Raw genomic sequence first — 26,974 nt, 5'->3', positions numbered from 1 at the left:
TAATTAACGTTTGATTGCTAAAGTGAGTCCATCTGCTATTGAAATCAAGCTTAAATCTATCCGCTCATCAAGATGCAGCTTGCTATTAAAATCTCGGATAGCATTGGTAGCTGAGTCTTGAACATCTGGTTGTGCTGCACGTCCAGACCAAAGGACATTATCAACAGCAATCAACCCACCAGGTCGAATTAACTTTAACACTCGTTCGTAGTAAGCATAATAGTTTTCCTTATCGGCATCAATAAAGGCAAAATCAAAGGTTTCAGCCTCACCTTCAGCCAATAATTTTTCTAAAGTCTCGATGGCTGGCGCCAGTCGCAGGTCAATTTTTTCTGCTACCCCTGCTTCTTGCCAATAACGACGAGCGATTCCTGTAAATTCTTCGCTGACATCACAAGCTATAATTTTACCGTCAGGTGGTAGCGCCAAGGCCACGCTCAGAGAACTATAACCTGTAAAAACTCCTAACTCCAGAGTCTTCTTGGCTCCAATGAGTTTGACTAAAAAACCGAGAAACTGTCCTTGTTCTGGTGCTACCTGCATATTTGCTCTCTTATGACGCGCCGTCTCTTCCCGCAGTTTGAAGAGTAATTCTGGTTCTCGCAGAGAGATAGACAACAGATATTGGTAAAGTTCGTTTGATAGATGCAGCGTTTTACTAGGAGCCATTGGAGTCAATAACTATCAATATTATTTGGGGTTCCATATTTTAATATACGGCAAACTCACTGGTTTACCGTATTTTGCATATAAAGTATTAAGAAAGGCGACAGAACCCGTTGACGAATTGACCAGACACACCTCGACAAGCTCTAGACAAGACGAAAAAACACCTGATGCACTGCTGGCACGGGTGTTTACTTGTCATTACGGCTTGAATAACAGCAACCAGTCGATACTGCTGAAGAAATAGCAACCCTGCTATACTCGGCTAAAGATATTGATCCGGCGATCGCTTATATTTTAGTGCGCATAATCAAAGCGGCATACCGCGATCTAACAAGTAACTAGAGTCAATCGCCCTGTGTTCATCGGCGATCTAAACATTATTTACTAGGGACTACAACTAATGGATTGAATACCATTCGTTGTACTCAAAACATTTATTTTGTACTCTGCTGGACACGTTTCAACTGAACTACCTTTTATGAGTTGTACTTCCTGTGAAAGTTGGCAACCTGTAAACTGTCCTTTGTCATCAAAAGATATAAAATTTTTGGCTTTGCACTCAAAAGTAGCTACTGCGGAAGTGGGGCTAGAAACCTGCACGCTCATATCTTGACCAAGAATACAAGTTGCCAACGAACCATTTTGATAATTACTAATTGTCCCTGATTCACATACAACTGCTGCTTTGGCAGGCATAGAAACAGCAAAATTGATTGACACTAAACCCAAAGAAGAAGTTAAAACTGCCAAAAATTTAGACAGAAATCTCATGAAAGAATACCGATTGGTAGAATAAACTTTGTTACTTTATTTCTACTTTGTTTCTCGTAAATACTGATACAGCAAAGGTACTGATCTTGATTTAAACTTTCCGTGAATGATTTGATGAATAAAGATGAATCTGAAATTTTCAATCTACTAAAAAAAGCTGGATCACTTCGGGCAGTGGAAATTCATAAAACATTGTTTATGGGATTTCATCGACTTTATCAGTCTCTGCATCGACTGAAGGAACAGGGATTGATACAAGGTCGGATGGAATCACGAAGGCTACTCTACGAGATTACAGGGTTGCAGCCACAAAATGACTAGAGTGAAAAGCTCAAATTCAGATCAACGATATAACTGATCATCCTTCTACTCTGGCGCGGATAATGAAAGCAATATTCCCACAAGGACTACCGACACCAAATACTTCTTGAAAATTCAGCCCATGATAACCGGGGGATGGTTCGGTAAAGATGGGGAATTTGCCATTACCCCAGACCCTAAATAACAAAAATATTGACTTGAGTTTTATAGTCAATCAAAAAGATGGTATGATTAATTTTAATCTACGACATGTCAATCGGATTTACGTAGATTATTGCTTTGCCTCTCAGATTAAACCAACATCGTTGCTGCTTCAACTCGAAACAATTGAGATGAAGGAATAAATTGTGGTGAATTCTTCCTAAACGAGTAGATATTGCAGCTTCTGTATGTCCTTTGGGAACTACTGCGGCGAGGTAGGGAATGGAAGGGGGACAAGGAGGACAAGGGAGACAAGGGGGACAAGGGAGATGAGGAAACAGAGGACAAATGACAAATGACCAATGACCAATGACAAAAAATACATAATGCGTAAGTCTTAACCCCAAAAGTTAAATATCAAATCAAATCTGGAATTTTATGACTTATACAACTATTCTCGAATCCTTAAAAACAGACGAATGGTTTATTGATAGTCCTGACTTAGGTGAGTTTGTGGCGATCGCTAAAAAAATTATCTCTCACACTACTGACGATCGCCAACAAACCCTCAATACTCTAGAACCCCATTTTGCTACACTCCTGAAAAAACAAGATTGGTTACCAGAGGAATTCTCCCAACCAATTCACCATAGCGGTTTGGGAGGTGGAATTGGGCAATGGTTGCTGTATCGTTCTCAGGATCGGTCACTGACTATCTTTAGTTTGGTGATTCCGCCCAATTCCATTACTCCTGTCCACGATCATTTATCTTGGGGGCTTGTGGGTTTGTATAAAGGCAGACAAGAAGAAACTGTCTACCGTCGCCTAGATAACGGTGATGTAGAAGGACGCGCCCAATTACAAAACCTCGGTGTCTATAAAGTGAAACGTAGTGATATTTACCGTCTGTTACCGCCTGACGGAGATATTCACTCTGTGAAAGCGACAACAGTATTTACTCCCTCCATCTCCATTCATGTCATGGGGAATGATACTGGTAACATTTTGCGCCACCAATATCACCCAGAACAACGAAGTGTCAAATCTTTTCGCTCTGGATATTCCAACGCACCATATAAGGAATAAAAGGAAAACTATGCCGATCCTAGTGCGATCGCAGATTTTCTCTGTCACTTGCAAAAATCACAACAATGGCGAGAATCCAATCTCAAACAGTGGTCTAAAAGTTATGCAAATGCCATCAATATTGATGAAGACATTGTTTACAAAGATGCCCAAGAAGGACAACAACAGCGATCGCAAAAATTACTTCCTGTGTCTCAAGAGGCGATTGCATCTCAGCAAAAAGTTGCTAATACATTTTTCCCAGCAGGGGTAATTCCCTCAAAAGTTGATGTCAAGCTAGTTTGGGACAAGACTTTTAACGAAGATATCGCCAAATGTTAGTAACCAGCAGAAAGTTCAAACAATTCTTAATTCAACGTGAGTTCGATGCACAGGATTTAGCTCCAAACTAAAACGAAAACTACATGATGGAGAACATGATGTTTCATCGCATAGAAAGAGAATTGTCTGATGGAGAACCTCACCCCCTGCTGGGGGTGAGGGTGGGGAAACCCCGCGCCCACTTCCCTTGAAATTACATCACCGAAGGCGGATTAGCATCAGATCAAACCACAGAAGTCAATTCGGCTTTGACTGTACTGTAAGCCCAGTCTAACCAGGGAAGTAAAGCCTCAATATCTGCGGTATCGACTGTTGCTCCACCCCAAATGCGCAATCCTGGGGGTGCAGCACGGTAGGCGGCGATATCATAAGCTACTTTTTCTTTCTCCAGTAGTTTTGCTAGTTGGGTAGCACATTTTGCTTGTGCTTCTGGTGTCTGGCTAGTGAACCAAGAATCAATAATTTTCAAGCAAATGGAAGTACAAGAGCGAATTTCTGGTGTTTCTGCCAAAAAATCAGCCCAATCACTTTGCTCAACCCATTGAGCGATCGCCCCTAAGTTGGCTTGACTACGATTAATTAAGCCAGGAAGTCCGCCAATACTTTCTGCCCAGATTAATCCATCTAGGGCATCTTCGACACATAACATTGATGGCGTATTGATGGTATCTCCCTGAAAAATACCTTCAATTAGCTTACCTTTTTGTGTCATTCTAAATAGCTTGGGTATAGGCCAAGCTGGTTTATAACTTTCGAGGCGTTCCACAGCACGGGGGGAAAGTACAATCACACCATGTTGTGCTTCTCCACCTAATACTTTTTGCCAGGAGTAAGTCACCACATCCAATTTATCCCAGGGTATGTCCATCGCAAATACTGCGGATGTAGCATCGCAAATAGTCAGTCCTTCACGGTCATCTTTGATCCAATTGCCGTTTGGTACTCTGACACCAGAAGTTGTACCATTCCACAAAAATACTACATCATGACTAAAATCAACCGATTCTAAATCGGGCAACTTGCCATAGGGTGCTTTGAGCAGACGAACATCAGGTAACTTTAACTCATCTGTGACATCTTTTACCCATTCCTGACCAAAACTTTCCCAGGCCAGGATATCAAGGGGTTTGTGTCCTAGCAGTGACCACAAAGCCATCTCTACTGCACCAGTATCAGAAGCCGGAACGATACCCAAGCGGTAATCAGCAGGAACACCAAGGATTTTCTTAGAACGCTCAATTACTGCTGCTAATTTGGCTTTACCATCTTTGGAACGGTGGGAACGACCAACACAGGCGTTTTCTAGCTGAGAAACAGACCAGCCGGGACGCTTGGAACAGGGGCCAGAGGAGAAGTAAGGAATGGAAGGCTTGGTTAGGGGTTGAGACATAGGTACAGTCTACGATAATTACTTATTCATGGACATAGTATCGAATAACAAGTACTTGATATTACGTCCAGCAAATTACTCGTAATCATAATGTACCTATCTTAGGTATTAGTCACACTGCTACATACAATCTAGACAAAGCTAGACATTACATGACTTTTCTCTTGTGTGCATGGAAGCGGCTATCCCTCTACAAAGTCCAGGCACGGTTTAGCCATCCGTACATATTTTTCCAGATTTGTAGATGCAATTTCCAGCTTCGTCTTATGCATAGCGCTAAATTAATGCCAGACTTTAGCAAATGGCTAATTTCATGAGTCCAAACACTATGTATTTTTTTGATTAACCATATCCTTTGTCGGGACTCATATCTTATGGTCTACTTGCCAATAAATCGCGGTAAAATAATCAGCCAATTGCTTCAGTCCTCACATAGTTATGCACTCAAAGTTACAACTTTCTGAGCTTCCAGCCAGATACTAGCTACAGTATAGTTAACGACTACTGCGCTTTGCTTAGCATTGCAAGAACTCTTGATTTCTAGGGCTTTGCTTTCATCTTTGATTAATTTCGCTTGACAAGTATATAGCGCACCTGTAGTTTTGGCAAAAGTTAGTTCAGCTAGTACTGTATTATTATCTAGGCTTTGTTCTAATATTTTACCTGTTACTTTGTAGTTAAACCAATCCCATCCATAGTGAAGAATTAATTCCTTTTCTAAAATCTGGAGTGGAATTGGTAGAATACCCCAGCCTCGATAGACCTGATTTAAACAGTTAATATCTCCAGTCCGAGTCAAAATCGATTTGAATGATTCTTGCTCAAGCTCACCATAATATCGCCCTTCTGGTAAATCTATCATTGTTGGTGCAAATCGATGTCCACCAAAATGGCTAGATTTCCAAATCCGCACATTTTCCAAATCTAAATGGGCAATAGTATTTTGAGCATAAAAATAAAAAGGGTTACCATATCTAGCACAGCATTTATCATGGCTGCCGTGGGTACATACTAAAATATCTCTAGTAATACTTCTTTCTCTTTCATACTCAGGAATACTACCCCATAAGAATCTTTTGACAAATCCAGCTACCTGCTGAATATTCGTCAATTGAAATTCATGTTTTTGGTATCCCTGATTTAATCCCTTTTGTTTTTGATAAATCAACAGAGTTGTTTGTTCTACTTTGTGCGATTGATCGTTAGCAATTAACAAAAATCTCATTGGTAGTTTAGCGTGTTTTACTTCCTCTACCAAGATTCTTAAATCCTTGGGCACCCATTTAGAATTAAAGGCTTCTGTTGTCCAAGGCGGAGGACATTCAACCAAAATATACGTTTCGTAATGGGTGGCAGTACCAATAACATTTTCTCCTATTTGTCTTGAGTAATCTGAACAAAAAAAGGTATTCATCTATCTGTACTCATTCTTAAATTTTATGGACAAGTTCATCAAAGCTAAAATTGTGAGTTGGGCTACAATTGACAAGGGAAATGCAACAGTAAGAAACAATTAGCATTTCTTAGAGCCAACTAAGTAGCCACTTTATAACATTCATTTCTACTAAACCTATTTCCGGTTAATAAAATCTCCATAATAGAGCTAGGAAATGGTTGTAGAACTTCTTCAGTAATTCCAAAGTTAATTTTGTATCTCTGATAGTTCGACTGTTGAACAACTGTCAATTGCTGAACAATGTCTTGCTTAATCTTGCTAAAAGAGCCAAAATTGAAGTATTTTAGCTGCAATTTACTTAAGCCTTTGATGTAGCTTAAATCACAGTTAAACTTTTGGCTAAAATTTCGGTAATTATTTAAATTTTTCATGAAATAATTCATATAGCCATTTGTAGTCTCTGTCTTTACATCTGTGGACAGACTTTTATTTATATGCCATTTGGCAGATAAATTTGGACGCTTCACCCAAGATTGCAGAAAATCAATCTTTTTTCGCCAATTTACTCCTATTCCTTGATGTTGTCTCGTGATACTTATGGAGACTACTTTGTTGAAGCGATCGCGTTTTCGGTATTGGTTACTACATCTTGTATCTAAAAACATATTGCAAATAATTCTCAATAAAGCAGAAAAAAAATTTATATTTATCATCTGAGTAATCTATTCTATCGCCTTGACTCATGAAGAGCTAGGCTAATAAAATCACCAGTATAGGTTAGCAGATAACTATTGAAACTTGAGTAGCAGGAACATATTTTTCAAAAAATACGCAAATTTTCCTAGCTCTACTCAGTTTTTAGTTTTGGTATCTACTCTTTCATTGAGTTAAACTCCTGAAATAGATATCAGGTGTTTTTTTGTATACCTGCTTTGACTGTAACTGAAGTCAATAAGAAATGCAAGTATTTACTAATATATATAAATTTTACTAAAAATTTTCTGCTGATGAAAATCCTTTAAATAAAGGTTAACAACTAGCTAACAGCTGAGATTGCTGGTTAATGTAGGAATTGAGAACTTCAATGCAAATAATAATTTTTTTCAATAATTAAAAATGATGATGACCACGCGATCGCCTGCTGAGTTGCTGTGAATTTTGCCTAAAGATGAAACAGCAGTTTCAATCAACGGTAATCTGAAAACAGAATAGGTGTTTAGCGTTGACGACTACGCGCACTCAGGCTAAGTCGATCTCATCGAGAGGGGAATGTTCGCGTTCAATCTACTTATCCACAATCTCCCATCCAAAATTGATATGGCTCCTTTACCCGACTACCGCCCAAAACAACTGTCCGTAGGCCCCCTAGAAGCAGAAATTTTACAGATCATCTGGGAACTGGGTTCAGCTACAGTTAAGGATGTACACGATCGCATTCTCTCTGACCCTAACCGGGAATTAGCTTATACTTCTGTCACCACCGTCATGCGCCGCCTCACTGATAAAGGTTGGCTAGTCTGCGACAAAAAAGGCAAAGCATTCTATTGGCGACCATTACTGACAAAACAACAAGCAGAGGTAATCAAAGCACACGAGCAATTGCAGCGATTTTTGGCGGTGGGTAATCCCGATGTAGTTGCTGCTTTTGCTGATAGTCTGGATGAAACAGCCAGCGACCAAATAGAAGCGATCGCCAAACGCATTCAAGCTGCACGTCAAGCCAGGGAGGGGAAATGATACATTTAATCATGATTTTGACTGCTTTTTCCGTAGCTTGGGGGTTAAGATCCTTTGGGAGAGTTCCCCAAGGTAATTGGAATCTGCGCTGGCGGCGATCGCTATTTTTATTTCTCTTTCCTCCCTTACTGCTATTCATGACGGCGATCGCCGTGCTATGCATGGGCCCCCAAGGTAAAATGGCAGGTATGTATACTGGCTGGGGTAGTTATCTCCTAGCGCTAATTTATCTGGGATTTTTTAGCATTTTCTGCATCAAGCTTGCCATTGAAGGCTGGCAGTCTGTACAATCTGCCCGTAACTGTCCTTTGGTAAATTTTGGCAACAGACAAATCAGGCTACTTAACACAGGCGCACTCTTTGCCGGTCAAATCGGTTTTTGGCAACCCGAACTAGTACTCAGTCAAGGATTACTCCAAACTCTCTCCAGGGAGCATTTAGAAAGTGTCCTAGCGCACGAGCAAGGGCATTATCATTACCGAGACACATTTTGGTTTTTCTGGCTGGGTTGGGTGCGTTCTTGTACGGCGTGGTTACCCAATACAGACTCGTTGTGGGAAGAACTGTTAGTTTTGCGCGAACTCCGAGCCGATGGTTATGCTGCATCCCAGGTAGACCCCTTAGTACTAGCAGAATCACTGCTGTTAGTAGTCAGTAATACCCCGGTAGTCTCAGAAATTTGCTGTGCAGCTTTAGGTTCACCAACAGGCGATCGCTTAGAACAAAGAATCGATGCTCTCTTAGCACCCCCAGAACCAATCCCAGCGGCTCAATTGCATTCCTGGCATGGCTTTTTGTTGGCATTTCTGCCCTTAATCACTGTCATCTTCCACACCTAAATAAAAAATGGGTAATAAGTTATTGATATTACCCATTTATAATTAATTTTTTATATCATTATTTATTTAATCCCAATTTCCTATTTGTAATAGGCTCGAAACATTGGGAAAAAATAGCATTTAAAAATTACATCACGATCGTCAAGTTTCCATTAAATGAGCAGTACTTTTAAACTTTTTAAGTTTGTATTCAGCCTTGTTTAAATGTAAAATATAATACCGATATAATCAACGTCTCTAAATGCTCAAATCGCTTAAAGGCTACTGAGTAAGGGATTGATTTGGCAATTATTTATAGCATCGGGAACAATATTATAGCTTTTGCTACATTAAATATAAGTGCAAATAAATATAAGCACCATTTCAGTTTTAGTATTAACTAACCCAGCAACAAAATTTAGGCTTTAATCACCTTAATGAAAGTTTTACTTGTATATCCTCGCTTTCCCAAAAGTTTTTGGTCTTTTGAAAAAACACTGGCTTTATTAGACCGTAAGGCAATGCTACCGCCTTTGGGATTGGTGACTGTAGCTGCGATTCTACCTCAAGAATGGGAATTCAAGCTAGTAGATCGGAATGTGCGTCAAATCACCGAAGCAGAATGGGCTTGGGCAGATTTGGTGATTATGTCGGCGATGATTGTGCAAAAAGAAGATTTGCTAGAGCAGATTCGGGAAGCGAAGATTCGGGGTAAGGCTGTGGCTGTTGGTGGCCCTTATGCTACAGCCCTACCCCATGAAGTCAGCGCCCCAGGAACAGACTACTTAATCTTAGATGAAGGGGAAATCACACTGCCCTTATTTGTCGAAGCGATCGCACGAGGCGATCGTACAGGTGTGTTTCGCTCTGGCGGTGAAAAACCAGATGTTACTAACACCCCGATTCCGCGCTTTGACCTTTTAGAATTTGAAGCCTATGCGGAGATGTCGGTACAATTTTCCCGTGGATGTCCCTTTCAATGTGAGTTCTGCGACATTATTGTTCTCTATGGTCGCAAACCCCGCACCAAAAACCCCGCACAACTGTTAGCCGAACTTGATTACCTCTACGAACTCGGTTGGCGGCGGAGCATTTTTATGGTGGATGACAACTTCATCGGCAATAAACGCAACGTCAAATTATTTTTAAAGGAACTTCAGCCTTGGATGGTAGCACATCACTTTCCATTTTCCTTTGCCACAGAGGCTTCAGTTGATTTAGCCCAAGATCAAGAACTGATGGATTTGATGGTAGCGTGCAATTTTGGAGCGGTGTTTCTGGGAATTGAAACCCCCGATGAAGAAAGCCTCACCTTTACTCAGAAATACCAGAACACGCGAGACTCCCTGAGTGAAGCAGTCCATACAATTACCCGCTCCGGGTTGCGAGTGATGGCGGGCTTTATTATTGGGTTTGATGGTGAAAAGCCAGGAGCCGGCGCACGCATCGTTAAGTTTGTGGAACAAACTGCTATTCCTACTGCCTTATTTAGTATGCTGCAAGCCCTTCCCGATACAGCCCTTTGGCATCGATTGGAAAAAGAAGGACGACTCCGTAGCAAAGGAGCCAACATCAATCAAACCACATTGATGAACTTTGTCCCAACTCGACCCTTAGCAGATATCGCCCGCGAATATGTAGAAGCGTTCTGGGAACTGTATGAGCCATCGCGGTTTTTGGATCGCGCCTACCGTCACTACCGGATTTTGGGCGAAGCAACCTACCCCAAAAAGGGCAAAGGTGCGAAAAAACCATTGAACTGGAAGGTAATCCGGGCGTTGCTGATCATCTGTTGGCGACAAGGTGTGCGCCGTCAGACACGCTGGCAATTTTGGCGCAACCTGTGGAATATGTATAAACATAATCCAGGTGGCGTAAGTAGCTATTTATCGGTTTGTGCCCAAATCGAGCATTTCTTGGAATATCGCCAAATTGTGCGGGATGAAATTGAGGCGCAAGTAGCTGAGTTTCTGGAAGCGGAAGCCAACGTACAGCCAGAAGTGAAAGTGTTAGTTTAATTGCTATTTATTCTGAAATCCTTTAAATATAAGGATTTCAGCTGATTGTAGTTCTTTTTTAAATGTCTATAACTCTTGTAGGGTGCCTAAGGGAGCAAGTTAAATGTGTAACAGTGAAACCCAACAAATTGTGGTTCTTGTATATTTGCAGAGCGATCGCATCTTTTAAAACCATGCCACTATATAAAATAGAGCGGCCAATTGAGCAAGAGGAAGGCTAAACAACGCTGTGCAGATCACATTTTTAGGGACAAGTTCCGGTGTACCCACAAGAGCGCGCAATGTTTCCAGCGTTGCCTTAAGATTACCCCAAAGGGCAGAACTTTGGTTATTCGATTGTGGCGAAGGTACTCAGCATCAACTTTTACGGAGTGAGTTGAAAATGAGCCAACTATCCCGAATTTTTATTACCCACATGCACGGCGACCACATCTTTGGCTTGATGGGATTGCTTGCTAGTTGCGGTTTGGCTGGTAATGTGGAAAAAGTTGATATCTATGGTCCACCTGGATTAAACGAATATATCCAAGGTGCTTTACGTTACTCCCATACCCACTTTTCTTATCCTGTAAAAGTTCACGCCGTCCGTCCGGGAGTCATTTATGAAGATGATGAATTTACTGTCATCTGTGGGCCATTGCATCACCGCATTACAGCTTTTGGCTACCGAGTAGCTGAAAAAGACCGAGCAGGACGTTTTGATATCGAAAAAGCCCAGGAATTACAGATTCCCCCAGGTCGAGTTTATGGTCAACTCAAGCGGGGTGAAACAGTGACTTTGACTGATGGGCGAGTGATTAATGGCAAAGAATTATGTGGTCCTACAGAAATTGGACGTAAGATTGCCTATTGTACAGACACAGTTTTTTGTGAAGGTGCAGTGGAATTGGCACAGGATGCAGATGTGTTAATTCACGAGGCGACTTTTGCCCATCAAGATGCAGACATGGCTTTTCAGCGGCTACATTCCACCAGCACAATGGCAGCACAAACAGCTTTAGCAGCAAAAGCACATCACTTAATTATGACTCATTTCAGTCCCCGCTATGCTCCGGGCAACAATTTAGAGTTGAAAGATTTACTTCAAGAAGCTAGAGCTATTTTCCCCAGTACCAATATGGCTCATGACTTCATGGTTTATGATGTGCCCAGGCGGCGAGAGTTAGTCTAAATGCTAATTTAAAGAACTAGTTAAATATAAATTTAACATCACTAATTCTGCTTCTTCTTCCGGCATTTCTAAATATTTTAGACTGACAATATTGCCCTGTCCACCCATTTCAAATAAATCAGATCCCGCAACTAAAAAAGGCATTTTTTCGTAAAATTTTTCAGCTTCTTTTACAGAATTTAAAGCTATTCTTCCTAGAAAGCCCAAGTCAAAACTACGTGAAATGGCAAATGTCAGTAGAGAAGTTCCGACTCCTTTATAATTCCGTGTTTCTTGAATAGCGCCACGGTTCCAAGGAGCTACAGTTAGTAAGTTTACGTAAATTAAATTTTTGCCTTCTTCTAACCGGGAATGGCGTTCCTTCGCTTCTAAAACTATTAGACCTTGAGCAATTGAGTCGTATTCAAGTACATAAACTTCATAAGTTTGAGGCTTATTTAAATATTTGTTGAGATTTAAGTTTTGATCCCAACAGTTTTCTTTTTTTAGTAGAGGCTTCCACATTAATTCAATCTCTTGAATATGTGTTGATGAAATAGGTACAATCTTGGCTTGTACGTATTCATTAGTTAAGTTATGGAAGATTGTTACAGACTCTTCTACTTGTGCGACTGCTACTGCTAACATATGCCTATTAAAATTTGACTGCAAGTATCGTTAATACTGTGAAAACAGCAAATATATTTGCAACTAAATTTGCGCTTTCAACTGTTTGTTATGAATCTGATTATAGTCATTTACTTAGGGGGTAATATTTCGTTTACGTAAAGCTTTGATTAGTAATTGACAAATCTTCGGAGATCAACGACTCTTTTCCCGACTATTCAAATAAGTCTTTGTCTAAAAAATTACATTTATATTACCGTACACCCGATCATCGCACAGATGAATGGGACAAGGAAGTGTTGGGAGTGTGGGACAAAAAGACGTGGTGACGCGGAGAATAATTAATGACACATGACCATTGACTCTTTTTAGCCAAAATATCAGTATTAAATACTACTTAAAAATTCACGATATTCTCAATAGCATGGCAACAATGACAATAGCATTTATACGCAATATGTCATCTATTTAAGTTTTCTTGCTGGTATATCGATTTACTAAACATTCAGTATATTATTTCTAGTTGTCAACAATACCCTCTCCAAAAAACGTTGTAGCTCGATAGCTCGTTCATTGTCGGATAGTACAAATCATTTTTCAGTTTCCGGTTTAGATGACCAGCCAGATTCCCAAGATGCAAAACAAAGTTAGTTGCATTTCATAGTCATAACGATTATGATTATTAAAACGTAGTCATTACGACTACGTTTTAATAGGTTCGATCAAGAGAACGTCCGTTGATTTACTGACCAAGATTTAGTTTGGGCAATCTGAATAACTTATATGGAGAATTTCTCTACCTATGACTGAACCGCAAAAATTGACAACTGCTGATAACCAGAACTCACTGACCGCAGACCCCCGTGATTCTGGACACTTGATAGGAGATACTATGAGCAGCGAGAGCAAATGCCCTTTTATGGGCGGAGTTCAGAAATTCACGGCAGGTAGTGGTACGTCTAACCGAGACTGGTGGCCGAATCAGTTGAACCTGAAGATACTTCACCAGCACTCACCACAGTCCAATCCTATGGGTAAGGCGTTCAACTACGCTGAGGCTTTCAAGAGCCTAGACTTAGCTGCCCTGAAGCAAGACATCTTCAACCTGATGACCACCTCTCAAGACTGGTGGCCAGCCGACTACGGTCACTATGGGCCGCTCTTCATCCGGATGGCCTGGCACAGCGCAGGCACGTACCGCATCGGCGACGGTCGCGGCGGCGCGGGCACCGGCAACCAGCGGTTTGCACCGATCAATAGTTGGCCCGATAACGCAAACCTCGACAAAGCGCGGATGCTGCTTTGGCCGATCAAGCAGAAATACGGTAAGAAAATTTCTTGGGCCGACCTGATGATCCTCGCTGGCAACTGCGCCCTGGAGTCGATGGGATTTAAAACGTGCGGTTTTGCGGGCGGGCGCGAAGACATTTGGGAGCCTGAAGAAGACATTTACTGGGGTTCTGAGGGCGAATGGCTGGGCGACAAGCGCTACACGGGAGACCGCGAGCTCGAAAATCCTCTTGCCGCAGTTCAAATGGGTCTCATCTATGTGAATCCGGAAGGACCCAACGGCCATCCTGACCCAGTCGCCTCAGGGCGGGATATTCGCGAAACCTTCGGGCGGATGGCAATGAACGACGAGGAGACGGTTGCGCTCGTTGCCGGTGGACACACCTTCGGCAAATGCCACGGCGCTGGTGATGCGGCGCTGGTTGGTCCCGAACCTGAGGGCAGCAGCATTGAGGAGCAAGGCCTCGGCTGGAGGAACAGCTTCGGCACTGGCATCGGCGTTCATACGACCACCAGCGGCATCGAAGGTGCATGGACCACCAATCCGGTAAAATGGGACAACAACTACTTTGAAAACCTGTTTGGCTATGAGTGGGAACTGGTGAAAAGTCCTGCCGGTGCGCATCAGTGGGCACCTAAAAATGGTGCTGGCGCAGGTACAGTGCCCGACGCGCACGATCCATCCAAGCGGCACGCTCCCATGATGACCACGGCGGACATGGCGATGAAGATGGACCCCATCTACGAGCCGATTGCGCGGCGCTTCCTTGAGAACCCGGATCAGCTCGCAGACGCGTTCGCCCGTGCTTGGTTCAAGCTGACGCATCGCGACATGGGGCCGCGATCGCGCTATCTCGGCTCGGAAGTCCCAGCACAAGAGTTCTTGTGGCAAGATCCCGTCCCCCCAGTCACCCATGAATTAATTGATGAGCAGGACATCGCCGCCCTTAAGGGCAAGATCCTCGCTTCAGGACTGTCTATCTCCCAAGTGGTCTCGACAGCCTGGGCATCGGCATCAACGTTCCGTGGGTCTGACATGCGCGGTGGGGCGAACGGGGCGCGCATTCGTCTTGCGCCTCAGAAGGATTGGGAAGTCAACCAGCCAACCCAACTAGCAACGGTGCTGCAAACCCTGGAGGCGATCCAAGGGGAGTTCAATAGCTCACAGTCCGGTGGGAAGAAGGTTTCGCTCGCTGACTTGATCGTTCTGGGTGGATGCGCAGGCGTTGAGCAAGCGGCGAAGAACACCGGGCATGATGTCAAGGTTCCCTTCAAGCCTGGACGTACCGATGCGTTGCCGGAACAAACGGATGTGGAATCCTTTGCCCCACTCCAGCCAACGGCGGACGGGTTCCGCAACTACCTCAAAGGTGACCACACCTTATCGGCGGAGGAGTTGCTGGTGGATCGGGCGCAGTTGCTGACCCTGAGTGCGCCGGAAATGACGGTTCTCGTTGGTGGACTGCGCGTCCTGAATGCCAACTTCGATCAGACCCAGCACGGTGTCTTCACCAAGCGACCAGAGATGTTGACCAATGACTTCTTCGTGAACCTGCTCGACCTTAGCACGACATGGAAAGCGACCTCTGAAGCTAAAGACGTGTTCGAGGGACGCGATCGCAAAACGGGCGAACTCAAGTGGACTGGCACCCGTGTCGATCTCATCTTCGGTTCAAACTCTCAGCTACGAGCCCTTGCGGAAGTCTACGGATGTGACGACTCACAGCCGATATTTGTGCATGACTTTGTGGCGGCGTGGGACAAGGTGATGAACCTTGATCGCTTTGACCTCCGCTAGTCTCAGCGAAAAGGTCTTCGACGGTTTCTAGGCGTAACTTCGATCATTGGGTGATCAGAGGTCGAGGCTACGCAAACCTACGGAAATCCTCAACGCAGGTGGAAGCCAGAAACATGAGGGCGGTATTTCAAGATAAGTTGAAACGCCGCCCTAGCTTTATTCCCTGATGTCAAAGCTGCTGATAAATCCGACCATGCTTGGTGCTACTGCCCAACCTGTGGGGATTTAGTCAATAGTCAATGGTCATTTGTCATTGGTTAAGAAATTCTCGACTAGGGACTTCCAAATAAAAAAATATTCCAATCATTAACCTACCAAACCCGCAACTCGTAGGGGCCATTGGTGTCAACTTAAGCTAAAACGCTTATCCCACAGGCATTTTACCCCACCCCTCAGTCCCCTCCCCGCTTGCGGGGAGGGGATGTTTTGGCTTTAGACAAAACTGGGGTGGGGCAGGGCGGATATTGATGGTAGGTGATTTAATTCAAAATCACGCCTTGATAAGGGTTTGACGTTAAGTTGACACGTATGGGTTACCCCGCCCCTACAATTTTGCATAATTTATTTTTTGGAGTTCCCCTATGGACGACATATCTTGTTTCGAGAGTGAAAATCTCGCAAAACCTGCCCCTACTGACTATTGACTATAGACTTTTGATTAACTATCTTATAAAGCACTTGTGGTGGGCTGCTGCTTCTTTTCCTTCCTAGAGGTAGCAGCCGCCGCTTTTTTGTTTCCGTATATAGGTAGAAAACAGTCAAAAAAATCAAAAATAATACACAAAAATAATTAACTATTTACTACTTTTCACTTATATTCAGATCCTCGACTTCTTGAAGAAGTAGGGGATCTGAAGTGCAGTAATGTTCACAAATAGAATAGGACTAATCTTAGATATTTTGTATCAATTACATCTTAATAAATTGATTTAATAATTTGAGTTATAGCCAATCAAAAAATATTATTTACAATTGCTATCCGTAAAATTATTGAAGACAATTTATTTGGAAAACTAGGAATCATTTAGCAGAAAATGCCGTCTATAGTTTAATCAAAATTCATGCCAAGAGATTTTCTCAAAATCTTCCTGATTTATTATTTAGAGATGAGAGGATTTGTATAGTGACTAACAGTAGTCTGAACCAAGGGCAAATGCTCAATAACTCTTCACAAAACGCGGTTAACATCAAACAACTCACTTCAATTCTGTTTCACAGACGTTATCTGATATTGGGTATTTCCTTTGCAGTAATGTCAGTTGCTAGCCTCTTGGCTATCTTTGCTAAACCGTCTTACCAAAGCTCGATGCAAATACTGGTAAGTTCTAACTTATATGCAGGGGTAGACTCAAGTAAGGTGCAGGGAGTAGCTGACAGCGAGGTTAAAAATCCCAATGTTCAAGCTGTAGACTACACGGCGCAATTAAAAGTCATGCTGAGTTCTCAGTTAATCCAGAAAGCTGTAGATTTACTACGTTCTAGTTATCCTAATATTACTTTAGAAGATATCAAAGGAAAAAAAGAACAGGGTGAAACATCACCTTTAAATGTAAATCGGCTAGAGACTGGAACGGGAATTAATAAACTAGCCAGTCAAATATTTGAGGTGACTTTTAAAGATAAAGATGCAGTTAAAACACAAAAGGTGTTACAAGCGCTACAGACTGTTTATCATAACTACAACGTAGAACAACAAAATGAGCGTTTAAATAAAGGACTGGCTTTTGTTAACGCGCGCTTACCGGAAGTAAAAAAACAAGTCAGCCAATCTGAAAAAAAATTAGAAGCATTTCGCAAGAAGCATAATTTAGTTGATCCAGAGGTACAAAGCAAAATTCTGTTGCAATCTGTGGCTGATATTCAAAAACAGTTAGACATTACTCGCGCCCAACTTCAAGATCTACGAGCTCGCCAAGCTAACCTAGAGCAAAAAATGGCATCTTCATCTGAGAATGCTATAGTTTCTTCTCGTTTGAGTCAATCAACACGCTACCAAACTCTGCTGAATGAGATTCAAAAGACTGAACTAGCACTGGCTCAGCAGCGACTACGGTATACTGAGGATTCGCCAGCGATCGCAAATCTCAAGCAGCAACACCAAAGCCAAATGGCGCTACTGCAACAAGAGACGGGAAAATCGTTAGGAGAGAAAGTTACCAAAATAGCAAATCCCCAAGATGATATGCTCGGGGTTGACTCAAAGCTAGCAGAAGAAATAATTCAAGTACAGACAACTTCTTTAGGGCTTCTGGCGAATGAAAAAAGTTTAGTTGAGTCTCAAAAGCAACTGCGTGTTGAATTGAGCAAATACACCAGCCTCATCGCCGAGTATAATCGTCTCCTGCCAGAGGTGAAAACAAATCGCAAAACCCTGGAACAACTACTCCAGACACAACAATCTTTAGGACTTAAAATTGCTCAGTCTGGATTTGATTGGCAACTATTAGAAGCACCAGATCAGGCAACCTATATAGATAGTGGGAGATTACTTCTATTAACTGGGGGATTAATAGCTGGGCCGATTTTAGGGATTATGACAGCCTTAATCTTGCAATTAAATCATAATGTCATCTATTCGGCACAACAATTACAAAAATTGACAAACCTGCGACTATTAGGAACAGTGCCAAATCTTGGCAAAATAGGTGTGAAGAAGCGGTTTTCTCAGATGTTTTGGCAAAAGCAGCGAAAACTAGCGCTAGTAGAAACTAGCCCCTGGTTGCCATATCACGAAAATTTGGATATGGTCTATCAGAATATTCAATTATTAAATTATTCCCTGCCTTTTAAATCGCTAATGTTGACTTCAACACTAGCTGGTGAAGGAAAAACAGCCTTAGCTTTGGGACTTGCGGCTAGTGCTGCGCATATGCATCGCCGGGTACTAGTAATTGATGCCAATTTCCAGCATCCCAGCTTGCATAAAAACCTTGAGCTTTCCAATGATTGGGGTTTATCTTTGTTATTAGTCGATGAAATTAATACTCCAGTTGTAGAGTATATTCAACCAATTCATCCAAATATCGACATTTTAACTGCTGGCCCGACACCAGAAGATCCAGTCAAACTACTGAGTTCAGCGCGGATGAAAGATATTATCGCCTTGTTTGAGCAAAGCTACGATTTAGTGATTGTAGATGCGCCGGCAATTTTAGACAAGGTTGATGGGAGAATCATTGCATCCTTGTGTCATGGGATTGTGTTAGTAGGGCGGATGGGTAAGATTACTGAAAGTGAAGTAATTCAAGCTAGGGATATTTTGAGCAAGTTGAATTTAATTGGCGCGATCGCAAATCATGTCAAAGATGCTCCCAAGGTTTAACTAAAACGTAGTGCAATATGTATACAAAGGTGAGGAAACCCCGCCCCTACGAATGCATTTGTCTTTGAATTGGTATTAATTACGAATTACTTCGCCTCGTTAACCAGGGTGAATGCAGCCCTAGCGCTAGGATTGGGATGTTGTTGCAGTAGCAAACGCTTATGCATTTTTTACCAAAACTTAAACAAAATTTATGAATAATTCGTAATTCTTAATAAATTGATTGCGGTTAGTAGCGGTGCGCGATCGCTAAACTATAAAACACTCTACAATTTCCGGAATTTGAGGAATTGTGAAGTCCATGCTTGACTGTAGTGTGATCTTGCCCAATGCCCAATGCCCAATGCCTAATGCCCCATGACAATAATCATAGAGCATTCCCACGCTTAACCTTTGAGAATTCTTACTTACCTTATATGACATCAACTGGTTAAAATGTTTCTCGGCAGCATTAATCAGGCTTATCTAAAACGTGAAGCTATTCGTTTACCACACCCCGGAATTGACACCAACAGATCAAGCCCCAGAATGTGCGATCGCAGTTGATGTTCTGCGAGCTACTAGCACAATGGCCACTGTTTTGGCGGCTGGGGGCGAAGCTGTACAAGTGTTCAGCGATTTAGATCAACTCATGGAAGTCAGCGACAAATGGCCTCCCGTCAAACGGCTACGAGCTGGAGAACGCGGTGGTTCAAAGGTAGCTGGCTTTGATTTGGGTAATTCGCCCCTCGATTGCACACCAGAACTTGTACAAGGACGGCGCTTATTTATCAGTACCACCAATGGTACTCGCGCCTTACAGCGGGTACAAGACGCGCCAACTGTACTAGCAGCAGCTTTGATCAACCGTGCTGCGGTAGTTAACTTTCTCTTGTCCAAGCAACCAGAGACTGTCTGGATTGTCGGTTCAGGTTGGGAAGGCAGTTTTTCTCTAGAAGATACAGTATGTGCAGGTGCGATCGCTCATAGTATTTTGCAACATACTCAGTTATCACCCGAGGAAATAGCTGGTAATGATGAAGTGATTAGTGCGATCGCGCTCTACACTCAATGGCAAGATAACTTGTTAGGACTTTTACACCAAGCCACTCACGGTAAACGGTTGTTGCGTCTGGAATGCTATGAAGATCTAAAATATTGTTCCCAAACCGATATTTTAGATGTATTGCCCATACAGCAAGAACTTGGTGTTCTCAAACGCCACCATTAATTATAAATCTCAAAAAATAACTCAGCTTTTACGTCTTTAGTTTGTAGGGTGGGCAACTTGTCCACCCTACATTATGTAATATGTCTACAAATGGATTTATTAAGTAACTCTACGGTTATTTTTGCCTAAAAAAATACTTGATAATTAACTACTTAAATCATTATTACAAAGCGTCTGACAAAGATGTCGTACTATTACCCAACGGTTAGACTAGAACCACAGGGTAACAATCAAAGGAATACTATGATGAGTGACCGTGACTATACATTGATTATCGACAAAAGTGGCAGTATGTCCACGCCTGACCAAGCAGGTGGTAGAAGTAGATGGGACATAGCCCAAGAATCGACGCTGGCTTTGGCGAGAAAGTGCGAACAGTTTGATCCAGATGGAATTACAGTCTACGTGTTTTCTGGGAGATTTAAACGCTACGACGATGTTACATCAGCGAAAGTGGCGCAGATATTCCAAGAAAACGATCCGGCTGGGACGACAAATTTAGCAGGTGTACTCCAAGACGCACTCAATAATTACTTTAAGCGGAAAGCAGCGGGTAAAACTCAACCCAATGGCGAAACAATTTTAGTGATCACTGACGGCGAACCCGACGATCGCAAAGCCGTCTTTGAGGTCATTATTCATGCTACCCGCCAGATGGATCGGGATGAAGAATTAGCAGTTTCTATTATTCAGGTTGGTTCAGATCCCCAGGCTACTAAGTTTCTTAAAGCTTTAGATGACCAGTTGCAAAGTGTAGGTGCTAAATTTGACATCTGTGATACTGTCACTTTAGACGACTTGGAAGAAATGAGCCTTGCAGATGTCTTGATGAATGCAATCACTGACTAATCGTCACTAAATCTGTTAGCTTTATCTAATTAATTATCAGCAAATTGTGGGGAGTATCAGCCATGCTAGAAAATCGTGACTACACCTTAATTATTGACCAAAGTGCCAGCATGGCTACTAGAGATCAAAAAGATGGTAGAAGTAGATGGACAGCATTGCAAGAATCAACATACGCTTTAGCTGCTAGATGCGAAGAATTTGACCTTGATGGTATCACTATTTATCTATTTGCTAAAGCATTTAAGCGTTACGATTATGTTACCGCCGCCAAAATCAAGCAGATTTTCACAGAAAATATCCCTGGAGATAGTACAAATCTAGTAGGTGTACTGCAAGACGCAATTAATAACTACTTTAAACGCAAAGCAGAGGGTAAAACCAAGCCAGCCGGAGAAGTAATTTTAATTGTCACTGATGGTACACCAGGCGATCGCCAAGCTGTATATGAAGTAATTATCAATGCTACCCAGCGCTTGGAAAATCCCCAAGAATTAAGAATTTCTTTGATTCAAGTAGGTGCTGATAGCAAAGCCACCAAGTTTCTCCATGCGATAGATGATGAATTGCAAAACATTGGCGCTAAATTTGATATTTGTGACACCATCACTTTAGATGAATTAGAAGAGATGAGCCTGACTGATGTATTAATCAAGGCGATAACTGACTAATTGATAATCTCAAATAATCTCAACTTTTTTACGCAATACTTGGAGAAGTTAGAAATGCTAGACAATCGTGACTATACCTTAATTATCGACAAAAGCGGTAGCATGGCTACCCCAGATCAAAAAGGTGGTAGAAGCAGATGGGTAGCTGCACAAGAATCTACCTTAGCCTTAGCTAGCAAATGTGAACAATTTGACCCAGATGGGATAACTATTTATGTATTTTCTGGAAAATTCAAACGTTATGAAAATGTCACCTCAGCCAAGGTAGCACAAATTTTTCGAGAAAATGACCCCTCTGGAACCACTGACTTAGCAGGAGTGCTAAAACACGCCACTGATGATTACTTTCAACGCAAAGCTGCTAATCAAACTAAACCCAATGGTGAGACAATTTTAGTTGTTACCGATGGTGAACCAGACGATCGCAAAGCCGTCATGAAGGTGATTATCGAAGCTTCCCGAAAGATGGATCGTGATGAAGAATTAGCCATTTCCTTCATTCAAGTTGGTACAGATGCTCAAGCCACTCGCTTTCTCAAAGTTTTAGATGATGACCTCCAAGGGGCTGGAGCGAAATTTGATATCTGTGACACAGTGACAATGGAAGATATGGAGGATATGAGTCTATCGGAAGTGTTGCTGAATGCCATTAATGACTAGTAATGGTCAATAGTCAATAGTCAATGGTCATTTGTCCCCCTTCCCTTGTCCCCCCATCCCCCTCAATCCCCCCATCTCGCCAATGGATACCATCGATAAGCTGTTAGCTGAACTCAAAACTGAATACGAAGAAGGAAAACCCTCTCAACCCCAGCCAAAACCTCAGCCAAATATAGCCCAATCATTCATCCAAGCTTCGTCACCAAAAGCATCTTCTTTAATCGATAGCCTTTTGGAAGAAGTTAAAACTGATTTTGCGGAACGTGATATGGCTGAGGAGTTGAAACGACAACAAGAATTAGAACAAGAACGAATTCGCCAAGAACAACTTAAAGCAAAACAACGAGAAGGTTTAAAAAATCAGGCTAAAGAATGGCTAGATAAATTAGATCAATTCTCACCTGAAGGACTGTGGTTTGAAAGATTTGCTGAAGGATATCCTTCAAAATTAGAAGCTGCTATTGAATATTTACAAAACAATTATTGAGCCAAAAATTTTCGATTTTATCTACAAAATCAATGACACTGACCATTGACAGTTACTTATATTGCTCCACAATTAGGTGTAGGATTTCTAGATACTTGAGAAATCATATTAGGAGAATTAGCTAATAATTCTGCTTCCCCTCGGCTATTAATTATCCATCCTTGAGCCTCAATAATGACGGATGGCATATTTTGCGCTGCTTGGGAAACTATTTTTGGTCTTCTTTCTTCCCTCTTTTCCTCCAACCCGACTTTTGTAGAAAAGTCACGGGAATCTGTTAAAATATTCTGACCGATGATCGTATCAGTAGGATTTTGTGGTAATCCACCTCGTCCTGTGACAATAAAATAATTTGCGCGATCGTCGCGATCGCCTCGACAAATAGCAGCAATCTGCTGACTAGGATCTAAGATATTTTTGGGTAATTCAGTGTTGGCAAGATTCTTACTCGTTTCTAGGTTAGTAATTGTGACAATCCCATCAACCCCAAATTTTGAACTAGCATCAATATGGCTATCTGGGGAAAGGAAAATACCTTGAGTTTGGATTTGAATATTACCCCCAAGTCCAAAAACAGCATTAGCTCTAATATCACTTTGATTGTGAGCGACAACAAAATCGGCATTGATGTTAATATTACCCCCGCCACCAGTACTATCTAAAACACTGGTACTAATCAAACTATTGTTATTGAGAAAGAGTAAATCAGTAGTAAAATTTAGATTACCGCCACCAGTTTGAGTAGAAGTGGCAACGATATTTCCTTGATTAGTTTGTATTTGACGAACGTTGAGAGTGATATTACCAGCTTGACCCAATCCCGCACTATTAGTAGAGATGCGAGCAAGATTTGTCACCTTCAAAAAGTCACTTGTAACTTGAATATTGCCGCCATTACCAATTGATTGTGCCTTAGCTTCACTGAAAGCACCTGTGAATAACCCATTACTATAACCATCAAACACAATAGAATTGGCATCGATTTTAATCAAACCTGCATTGCCTTTTCCTTGTGTACTAGTAGTCAAGGAAGCTCCAGTGGTAAATGCTAAAGAGTCAGAATTAATATTAATGTTACCGCCATCACCACTACCTTTAGTGTCAGCAGATATTTGGCTACCATTGCGAGCAGTTAATGATTGTTGCACATTTAAAAATATGTTACCACCACCACCAGAAGCTGTAGATGCAGTGATGCTGGCTAGATTTTCTGAGGAAGTGTTATCAAGTAAAATCGCACCAGCATCAATTTGAATATTTCCTGCTTTTCCTTGTCCTGGTGGAATATTCAGGTTACGGCTATGGAAATTACTAGCACTGATAATGCCCCCATCTTTAACAGTTAAATTGTCAGTAGTGATGCTTAAGTTACCACCATCGCCACTCCCTTGAATTGCACTAGCAAATAAACCACTACGCCCTTTTTCACTAAACCCAACAACTTCTATATCAGTGGCGTTGACAATCAAGTTACCTGCCTTTCCCGATCCAGCAGTACTAGTAGCAATTTGACCTCCATTTATCAGGCGTAAACTACCGATATCTAGGGTCAAGTTTCCTCCCTTACCTGTAGAATTTGAAGTGACATTAGTAAAAGGGCTTAGATCACTACTCAAATTACCTATGAGTTCTATATCATTTACCTGAATTTTTAAATCTCCAGCGTTTCCAGCGCTAAATGTACCTGTGCCAATTTGAGCACCATTTATCAACAGTAAACTCTGAGTATCAATGTTTAAAGCACCACCATTACCCTGAGAACCTGATTCCACATTCGCAAATAAACCGCTGGGTAAACCTCCTGGTGAAGTACCCTTCAGTTCTATCTGATTTGCTCGCACATTCACACTTCCCGCATTCCCTGAGCCAAAAGTCAGTGCTGCTATCTGTGCCCCATCAGCCATTCGTAAGTTATCTGTCTCAATCAATAATTTGCCACCATTACCTGTGGCTTTTGATTCCACATTCGCAAATAAACCACTGGAGCCAACACTTGCTGCACTCCCCAATAGCTCTATATCTTTTGCCTTGACTGTTAAAATTCCCCCATCTTTTGAGCCAAAGGTAGTAACTGCTATCCTAGAGCCATCAGCAACTTGTAATTTTTGAGTATCAATATTTATATTACCGCCAGTACCTTGGGCAGTAGATCCGACATTAGCAAATATGCCACTGGGAGTGCCTCCTCGTGAAACGCCAGTTAATTGTATATTTGTGGCGTTTAATTTTATGCTTCCGGCATTACCTAAGCCAAAGGTACTAGCTAATAGCTGTCCGCCGTTATTAACTAATAAGTTGTCTGTTTCAATTACTAAATTACCGCCATTACCAGTTGCTCCTGGTGCTACTGGTGTGAATAAGCCGCTAGAACCAGCAACGCCTGAACCACCAGTCAATTCCACTTCTTGGGCTTTAATTGTTAAACTCCCACCGTTACCAGAGCCAAAGGTGCCACTAGAAATCTGAGCGCCATTAGCAACACGCAAACTTTTTGTATCTATGAATAAATTACCACCATTACCTGTTGCTCCTGGTGCTACATCGGTAGATAAATAGGTGATAAAGGGAAGACCTACGGAGGAAGTACCGCTGACTTCTACAGAATCTGAGGCCTTAATTTTTAGCGTTCCTCCCAAACCATTGCCTAAGGTATCTGCAAGCATTGCAGAACCATCCTTTAGTTGGATGTTACGCCCTTGTAAGCGGATAGTACCGCTACTATTACCACTGGCTTCTAACGAAGCTGCTTGAGATAGGTTAATATCTCGAAAACTATTGACATTTTCATAACCCAATTCCCAACCTGAAGTTACCGGAATAAGTGTGACTAAACTTTCTGTACCCACACTTGCTAGCTCAATTCTTCCTCCATTTGCAGTCAGATTACCTCCGCTCATTTCCACATTTCCACCCACCAAAGCCAAAGTTTTCTGTGGCTGTACTTGTAGTCCCACTGGCCGAGAGTTTCTCATCACGGAAAAGTTATTTTTATCGAGACTGAGATTGTTTCCTGTTCCATTAACTTTGATAACACCTGTATTAGTTGGCCCATATTGCAACCCTAGAGGAAGACTCACTGTCAATAAAGGTGTTGCTTGAGGACTACTTGCACTGAACTCACTACCATCAGCAAATCGGATACTGTTGGCTGTCGAACCAATAAAAGAACCACCTATATTTAGAGAAGCATTAGCACCAAAAATAATCCCATTGGGATTGATGAGAAATAGGTTAGCTGTGCCTTGAGTGAGGATTAAACCATCAATATTTGAGATAAAGCTACCAGTAACACGGCTGATAATATTTTGAATATCTAGAGGATTATTGAATGAGGCCATTTGCCCTTGTATTAGGGAAAACTGTTGAAAACTATGAAATAAATTATTCCCAGATCTAGTGCCACCATCAATGTTAAAAGTGCTACCACTAGGAATGACAATTGTATTATTTGGTAGAGTATTATCGGGAATAGTTTGTGCAGCAGCGCTCAGTCTGATATTTGCCAGCGACCATAAGACAAGAGGTAAGCCCAGTAATATTTTGAGGCGTAAATTTTGGCTTTGTCTTTTCGTCACTGACATAGTTTTTGCAGTTCTTTTGGTAGAAGACACTATCTTAACCACGGAGTAGCTAAAATGTCTTTACATAGGCAAAAATACTCGCAACCAGGATAAAAAATTTAAGCCCGCGCAGGCGGGCTTGGTTTGTTTTTCTTCAAGACTTATGTGAAATTGCTACTACCATAACTAGAATCCTAAGATACCCAGTGACTACCACTACCAAGAGCCACTACTAGAACTCTTTTCAGTATCACGATCATCAATATTAACGTCACCCCAACCACCTACCACTATTTCAGCTTCTTGGTCAGTTAGTTCAGTCAAGTTTGATAACTGGATAAATTTGATATTTTGTTTATGTTCTATACAATGATTTTTTTGGAGTTTGTACTTCATTTTTTATCCTTTAAACTTGATAACTGTATTTTATATTTTTAAGGTAATTTTTTGTTATCTACAATAGCCATTTTAATTTATTGTTGAAAATTTAATATTCACATGAGATTTGATGAAGATATTTAATTTATCCTGTGTAATTACTTAGGTTGTTAATAGCAAATCACTTACAATTAAAATCTCTCCACCTTCCTGTGTCTTTGCGTCATGGCATCAGCCTTCATGATGATACTAATGCTGTATGAAAATGCGCCTAAAAAATTTATGCAAAACCATAAGTAGGAGCAAT

The 26,974-nt window shown here is 41.7% G+C and carries 22 protein-coding genes; 13 read left to right on the top strand and 9 right to left on the bottom strand.

Annotated elements, in window-relative coordinates; genetic code table 11:
• Positions 1 to 3: 3 nt before the first annotated feature.
• The 3 genes from AACU32_RS08930 to AACU32_RS08920 all read right to left on the bottom strand — a co-directional run bounded on the left by AACU32_RS08930 (position 4) and on the right by AACU32_RS08920 (position 1,948).
• Positions 4 to 669, bottom strand: coding sequence for a class I SAM-dependent methyltransferase (locus AACU32_RS08930; protein WP_096599253.1), 666 nt, complete (start codon positions 667 to 669; stop codon positions 4 to 6).
• A 384-nt stretch (positions 670 to 1,053) separates the two neighbouring features.
• Positions 1,054 to 1,440, bottom strand: a complete 387-nt coding sequence (locus AACU32_RS08925; protein WP_096599252.1) for a hypothetical protein — start codon at positions 1,438 to 1,440, stop codon at positions 1,054 to 1,056.
• A 358-nt stretch (positions 1,441 to 1,798) separates the two neighbouring features.
• Positions 1,799 to 1,948 (bottom strand): hypothetical protein, encoded by a 150-nt coding sequence (locus AACU32_RS08920; RefSeq protein WP_339377678.1) that lies wholly within the window; start codon positions 1,946 to 1,948, stop codon positions 1,799 to 1,801.
• 392 nt (positions 1,949 to 2,340) lie between these two features.
• On the opposite strand from AACU32_RS08920, the gene AACU32_RS08915 reads away from it, so the two are divergent.
• Together AACU32_RS08915 and AACU32_RS08910 are read left to right on the top strand one after the other, a co-directional pair.
• On the top strand, positions 2,341 to 2,988 hold the full coding sequence (locus AACU32_RS08915; protein ID WP_096599250.1) for a cysteine dioxygenase family protein: 648 nt from the start codon (positions 2,341 to 2,343) through the stop codon (positions 2,986 to 2,988).
• 48 nt (positions 2,989 to 3,036) lie between these two features.
• Positions 3,037 to 3,309, top strand: coding sequence for a hypothetical protein (locus AACU32_RS08910; RefSeq protein WP_096599249.1), 273 nt, complete (start codon positions 3,037 to 3,039; stop codon positions 3,307 to 3,309).
• Between the two features lie 223 nt (positions 3,310 to 3,532).
• Here AACU32_RS08910 and AACU32_RS08905 read toward each other — a convergent pair whose 3' ends face one another.
• The 3 genes from AACU32_RS08905 to AACU32_RS08895 form a co-directional block, all read right to left on the bottom strand.
• On the bottom strand, positions 3,533 to 4,699 hold the full coding sequence (locus AACU32_RS08905) for a phosphoserine transaminase (protein ID WP_096599248.1): 1,167 nt from the start codon (positions 4,697 to 4,699) through the stop codon (positions 3,533 to 3,535).
• 436 nt (positions 4,700 to 5,135) lie between these two features.
• Complete coding sequence (locus tag AACU32_RS08900; RefSeq protein WP_096599247.1) at positions 5,136 to 6,113, bottom strand: sucrase ferredoxin; 978 nt, start codon at positions 6,111 to 6,113, stop codon at positions 5,136 to 5,138.
• Positions 6,114 to 6,232: 119 nt separating this feature from the next.
• Positions 6,233 to 6,760 (bottom strand): hypothetical protein, encoded by a 528-nt coding sequence (locus tag AACU32_RS08895; RefSeq protein WP_096599246.1) that lies wholly within the window; start codon positions 6,758 to 6,760, stop codon positions 6,233 to 6,235.
• Positions 6,761 to 7,412: 652 nt separating this feature from the next.
• Between AACU32_RS08895 and AACU32_RS08890 the strand changes: the two genes are divergently transcribed.
• From AACU32_RS08890 to AACU32_RS08875, 4 genes are all read left to right on the top strand, one after another.
• A complete protein-coding gene (locus AACU32_RS08890) occupies positions 7,413 to 7,832 on the top strand; it encodes a BlaI/MecI/CopY family transcriptional regulator (protein ID WP_096599245.1) in 420 nt (139 codons plus the stop codon).
• Complete coding sequence (locus AACU32_RS08885; RefSeq protein WP_339378674.1) at positions 7,832 to 8,671, top strand: M56 family metallopeptidase; 840 nt, start codon at positions 7,832 to 7,834, stop codon at positions 8,669 to 8,671. Before AACU32_RS08890 ends, AACU32_RS08885 begins: the two co-directional genes overlap by 1 nt.
• Before the next feature lie 416 nt (positions 8,672 to 9,087).
• Complete coding sequence (locus AACU32_RS08880) at positions 9,088 to 10,668, top strand: B12-binding domain-containing radical SAM protein (protein ID WP_096599243.1); 1,581 nt, start codon at positions 9,088 to 9,090, stop codon at positions 10,666 to 10,668.
• 229 nt (positions 10,669 to 10,897) lie between these two features.
• The gene (locus AACU32_RS08875) at positions 10,898 to 11,839 is read left to right on the top strand and encodes a ribonuclease Z (protein ID WP_096599242.1); all 942 of its coding nucleotides are present in this window, start codon (positions 10,898 to 10,900) and stop codon (positions 11,837 to 11,839) included.
• Positions 11,840 to 11,842: 3 nt separating this feature from the next.
• On the opposite strand, the gene AACU32_RS08870 is transcribed toward AACU32_RS08875, so the two are convergent.
• Positions 11,843 to 12,466 (bottom strand): GNAT family N-acetyltransferase, encoded by a 624-nt coding sequence (locus AACU32_RS08870; RefSeq protein ID WP_096599241.1) that lies wholly within the window; start codon positions 12,464 to 12,466, stop codon positions 11,843 to 11,845.
• A gap of 781 nt (positions 12,467 to 13,247) precedes the next feature.
• Between AACU32_RS08870 and katG the strand changes: the two genes are divergently transcribed.
• The 7 genes from katG to AACU32_RS08835 all read left to right on the top strand — a co-directional run bounded on the left by katG (position 13,248) and on the right by AACU32_RS08835 (position 22,729).
• Entirely contained in the window at positions 13,248 to 15,533 is a 2,286-nt protein-coding gene (gene katG / locus AACU32_RS08865) for a catalase/peroxidase HPI (RefSeq protein WP_339377676.1), read from the top strand.
• A 1,123-nt stretch (positions 15,534 to 16,656) separates the two neighbouring features.
• Positions 16,657 to 18,855, top strand: coding sequence for a GumC family protein (locus AACU32_RS08860; RefSeq protein ID WP_339377675.1), 2,199 nt, complete (start codon positions 16,657 to 16,659; stop codon positions 18,853 to 18,855).
• Between the two features lie 472 nt (positions 18,856 to 19,327).
• On the top strand, positions 19,328 to 20,065 hold the full coding sequence (locus tag AACU32_RS08855; RefSeq protein ID WP_096599240.1) for a 2-phosphosulfolactate phosphatase family protein: 738 nt from the start codon (positions 19,328 to 19,330) through the stop codon (positions 20,063 to 20,065).
• A 243-nt stretch (positions 20,066 to 20,308) separates the two neighbouring features.
• The gene (locus AACU32_RS08850) at positions 20,309 to 20,914 is read left to right on the top strand and encodes a vWA domain-containing protein (protein WP_096599239.1); all 606 of its coding nucleotides are present in this window, start codon (positions 20,309 to 20,311) and stop codon (positions 20,912 to 20,914) included.
• 62 nt (positions 20,915 to 20,976) lie between these two features.
• Positions 20,977 to 21,582: a VWA domain-containing protein gene (locus AACU32_RS08845; RefSeq protein ID WP_096599238.1), complete on the top strand. Its 606-nt coding sequence runs from the start codon at positions 20,977 to 20,979 to the stop codon at positions 21,580 to 21,582.
• 54 nt (positions 21,583 to 21,636) lie between these two features.
• Positions 21,637 to 22,242, top strand: a complete 606-nt coding sequence (locus AACU32_RS08840) for a vWA domain-containing protein (protein ID WP_096599237.1) — start codon at positions 21,637 to 21,639, stop codon at positions 22,240 to 22,242.
• An 82-nt stretch (positions 22,243 to 22,324) separates the two neighbouring features.
• Entirely contained in the window at positions 22,325 to 22,729 is a 405-nt protein-coding gene (locus tag AACU32_RS08835; RefSeq protein WP_096599236.1) for a salt stress protein, Slr1339 family, read from the top strand.
• 56 nt (positions 22,730 to 22,785) lie between these two features.
• Here the strand turns inward: AACU32_RS08835 and AACU32_RS08830 are convergent, their stop codons facing one another.
• On the bottom strand, positions 22,786 to 26,310 hold the full coding sequence (locus AACU32_RS08830) for a two-partner secretion domain-containing protein (RefSeq protein ID WP_096599235.1): 3,525 nt from the start codon (positions 26,308 to 26,310) through the stop codon (positions 22,786 to 22,788).
• Between the two features lie 195 nt (positions 26,311 to 26,505).
• Complete coding sequence (locus tag AACU32_RS08825; protein WP_096599234.1) at positions 26,506 to 26,685, bottom strand: hypothetical protein; 180 nt, start codon at positions 26,683 to 26,685, stop codon at positions 26,506 to 26,508.
• Between the last annotated feature and the right edge of the window lie 289 nt (positions 26,686 to 26,974).

Origin of the sequence: Calothrix sp. NIES-2100 (assembly GCF_963875285.1) — a bacterium.
In the GTDB taxonomy this organism is placed as follows: domain Bacteria; phylum Cyanobacteriota; class Cyanobacteriia; order Cyanobacteriales; family Nostocaceae; genus Aulosira.
Note: the sequence above shows the minus strand (reverse complement) of the source record. Positions and strands in the feature narration are given on the sequence as shown.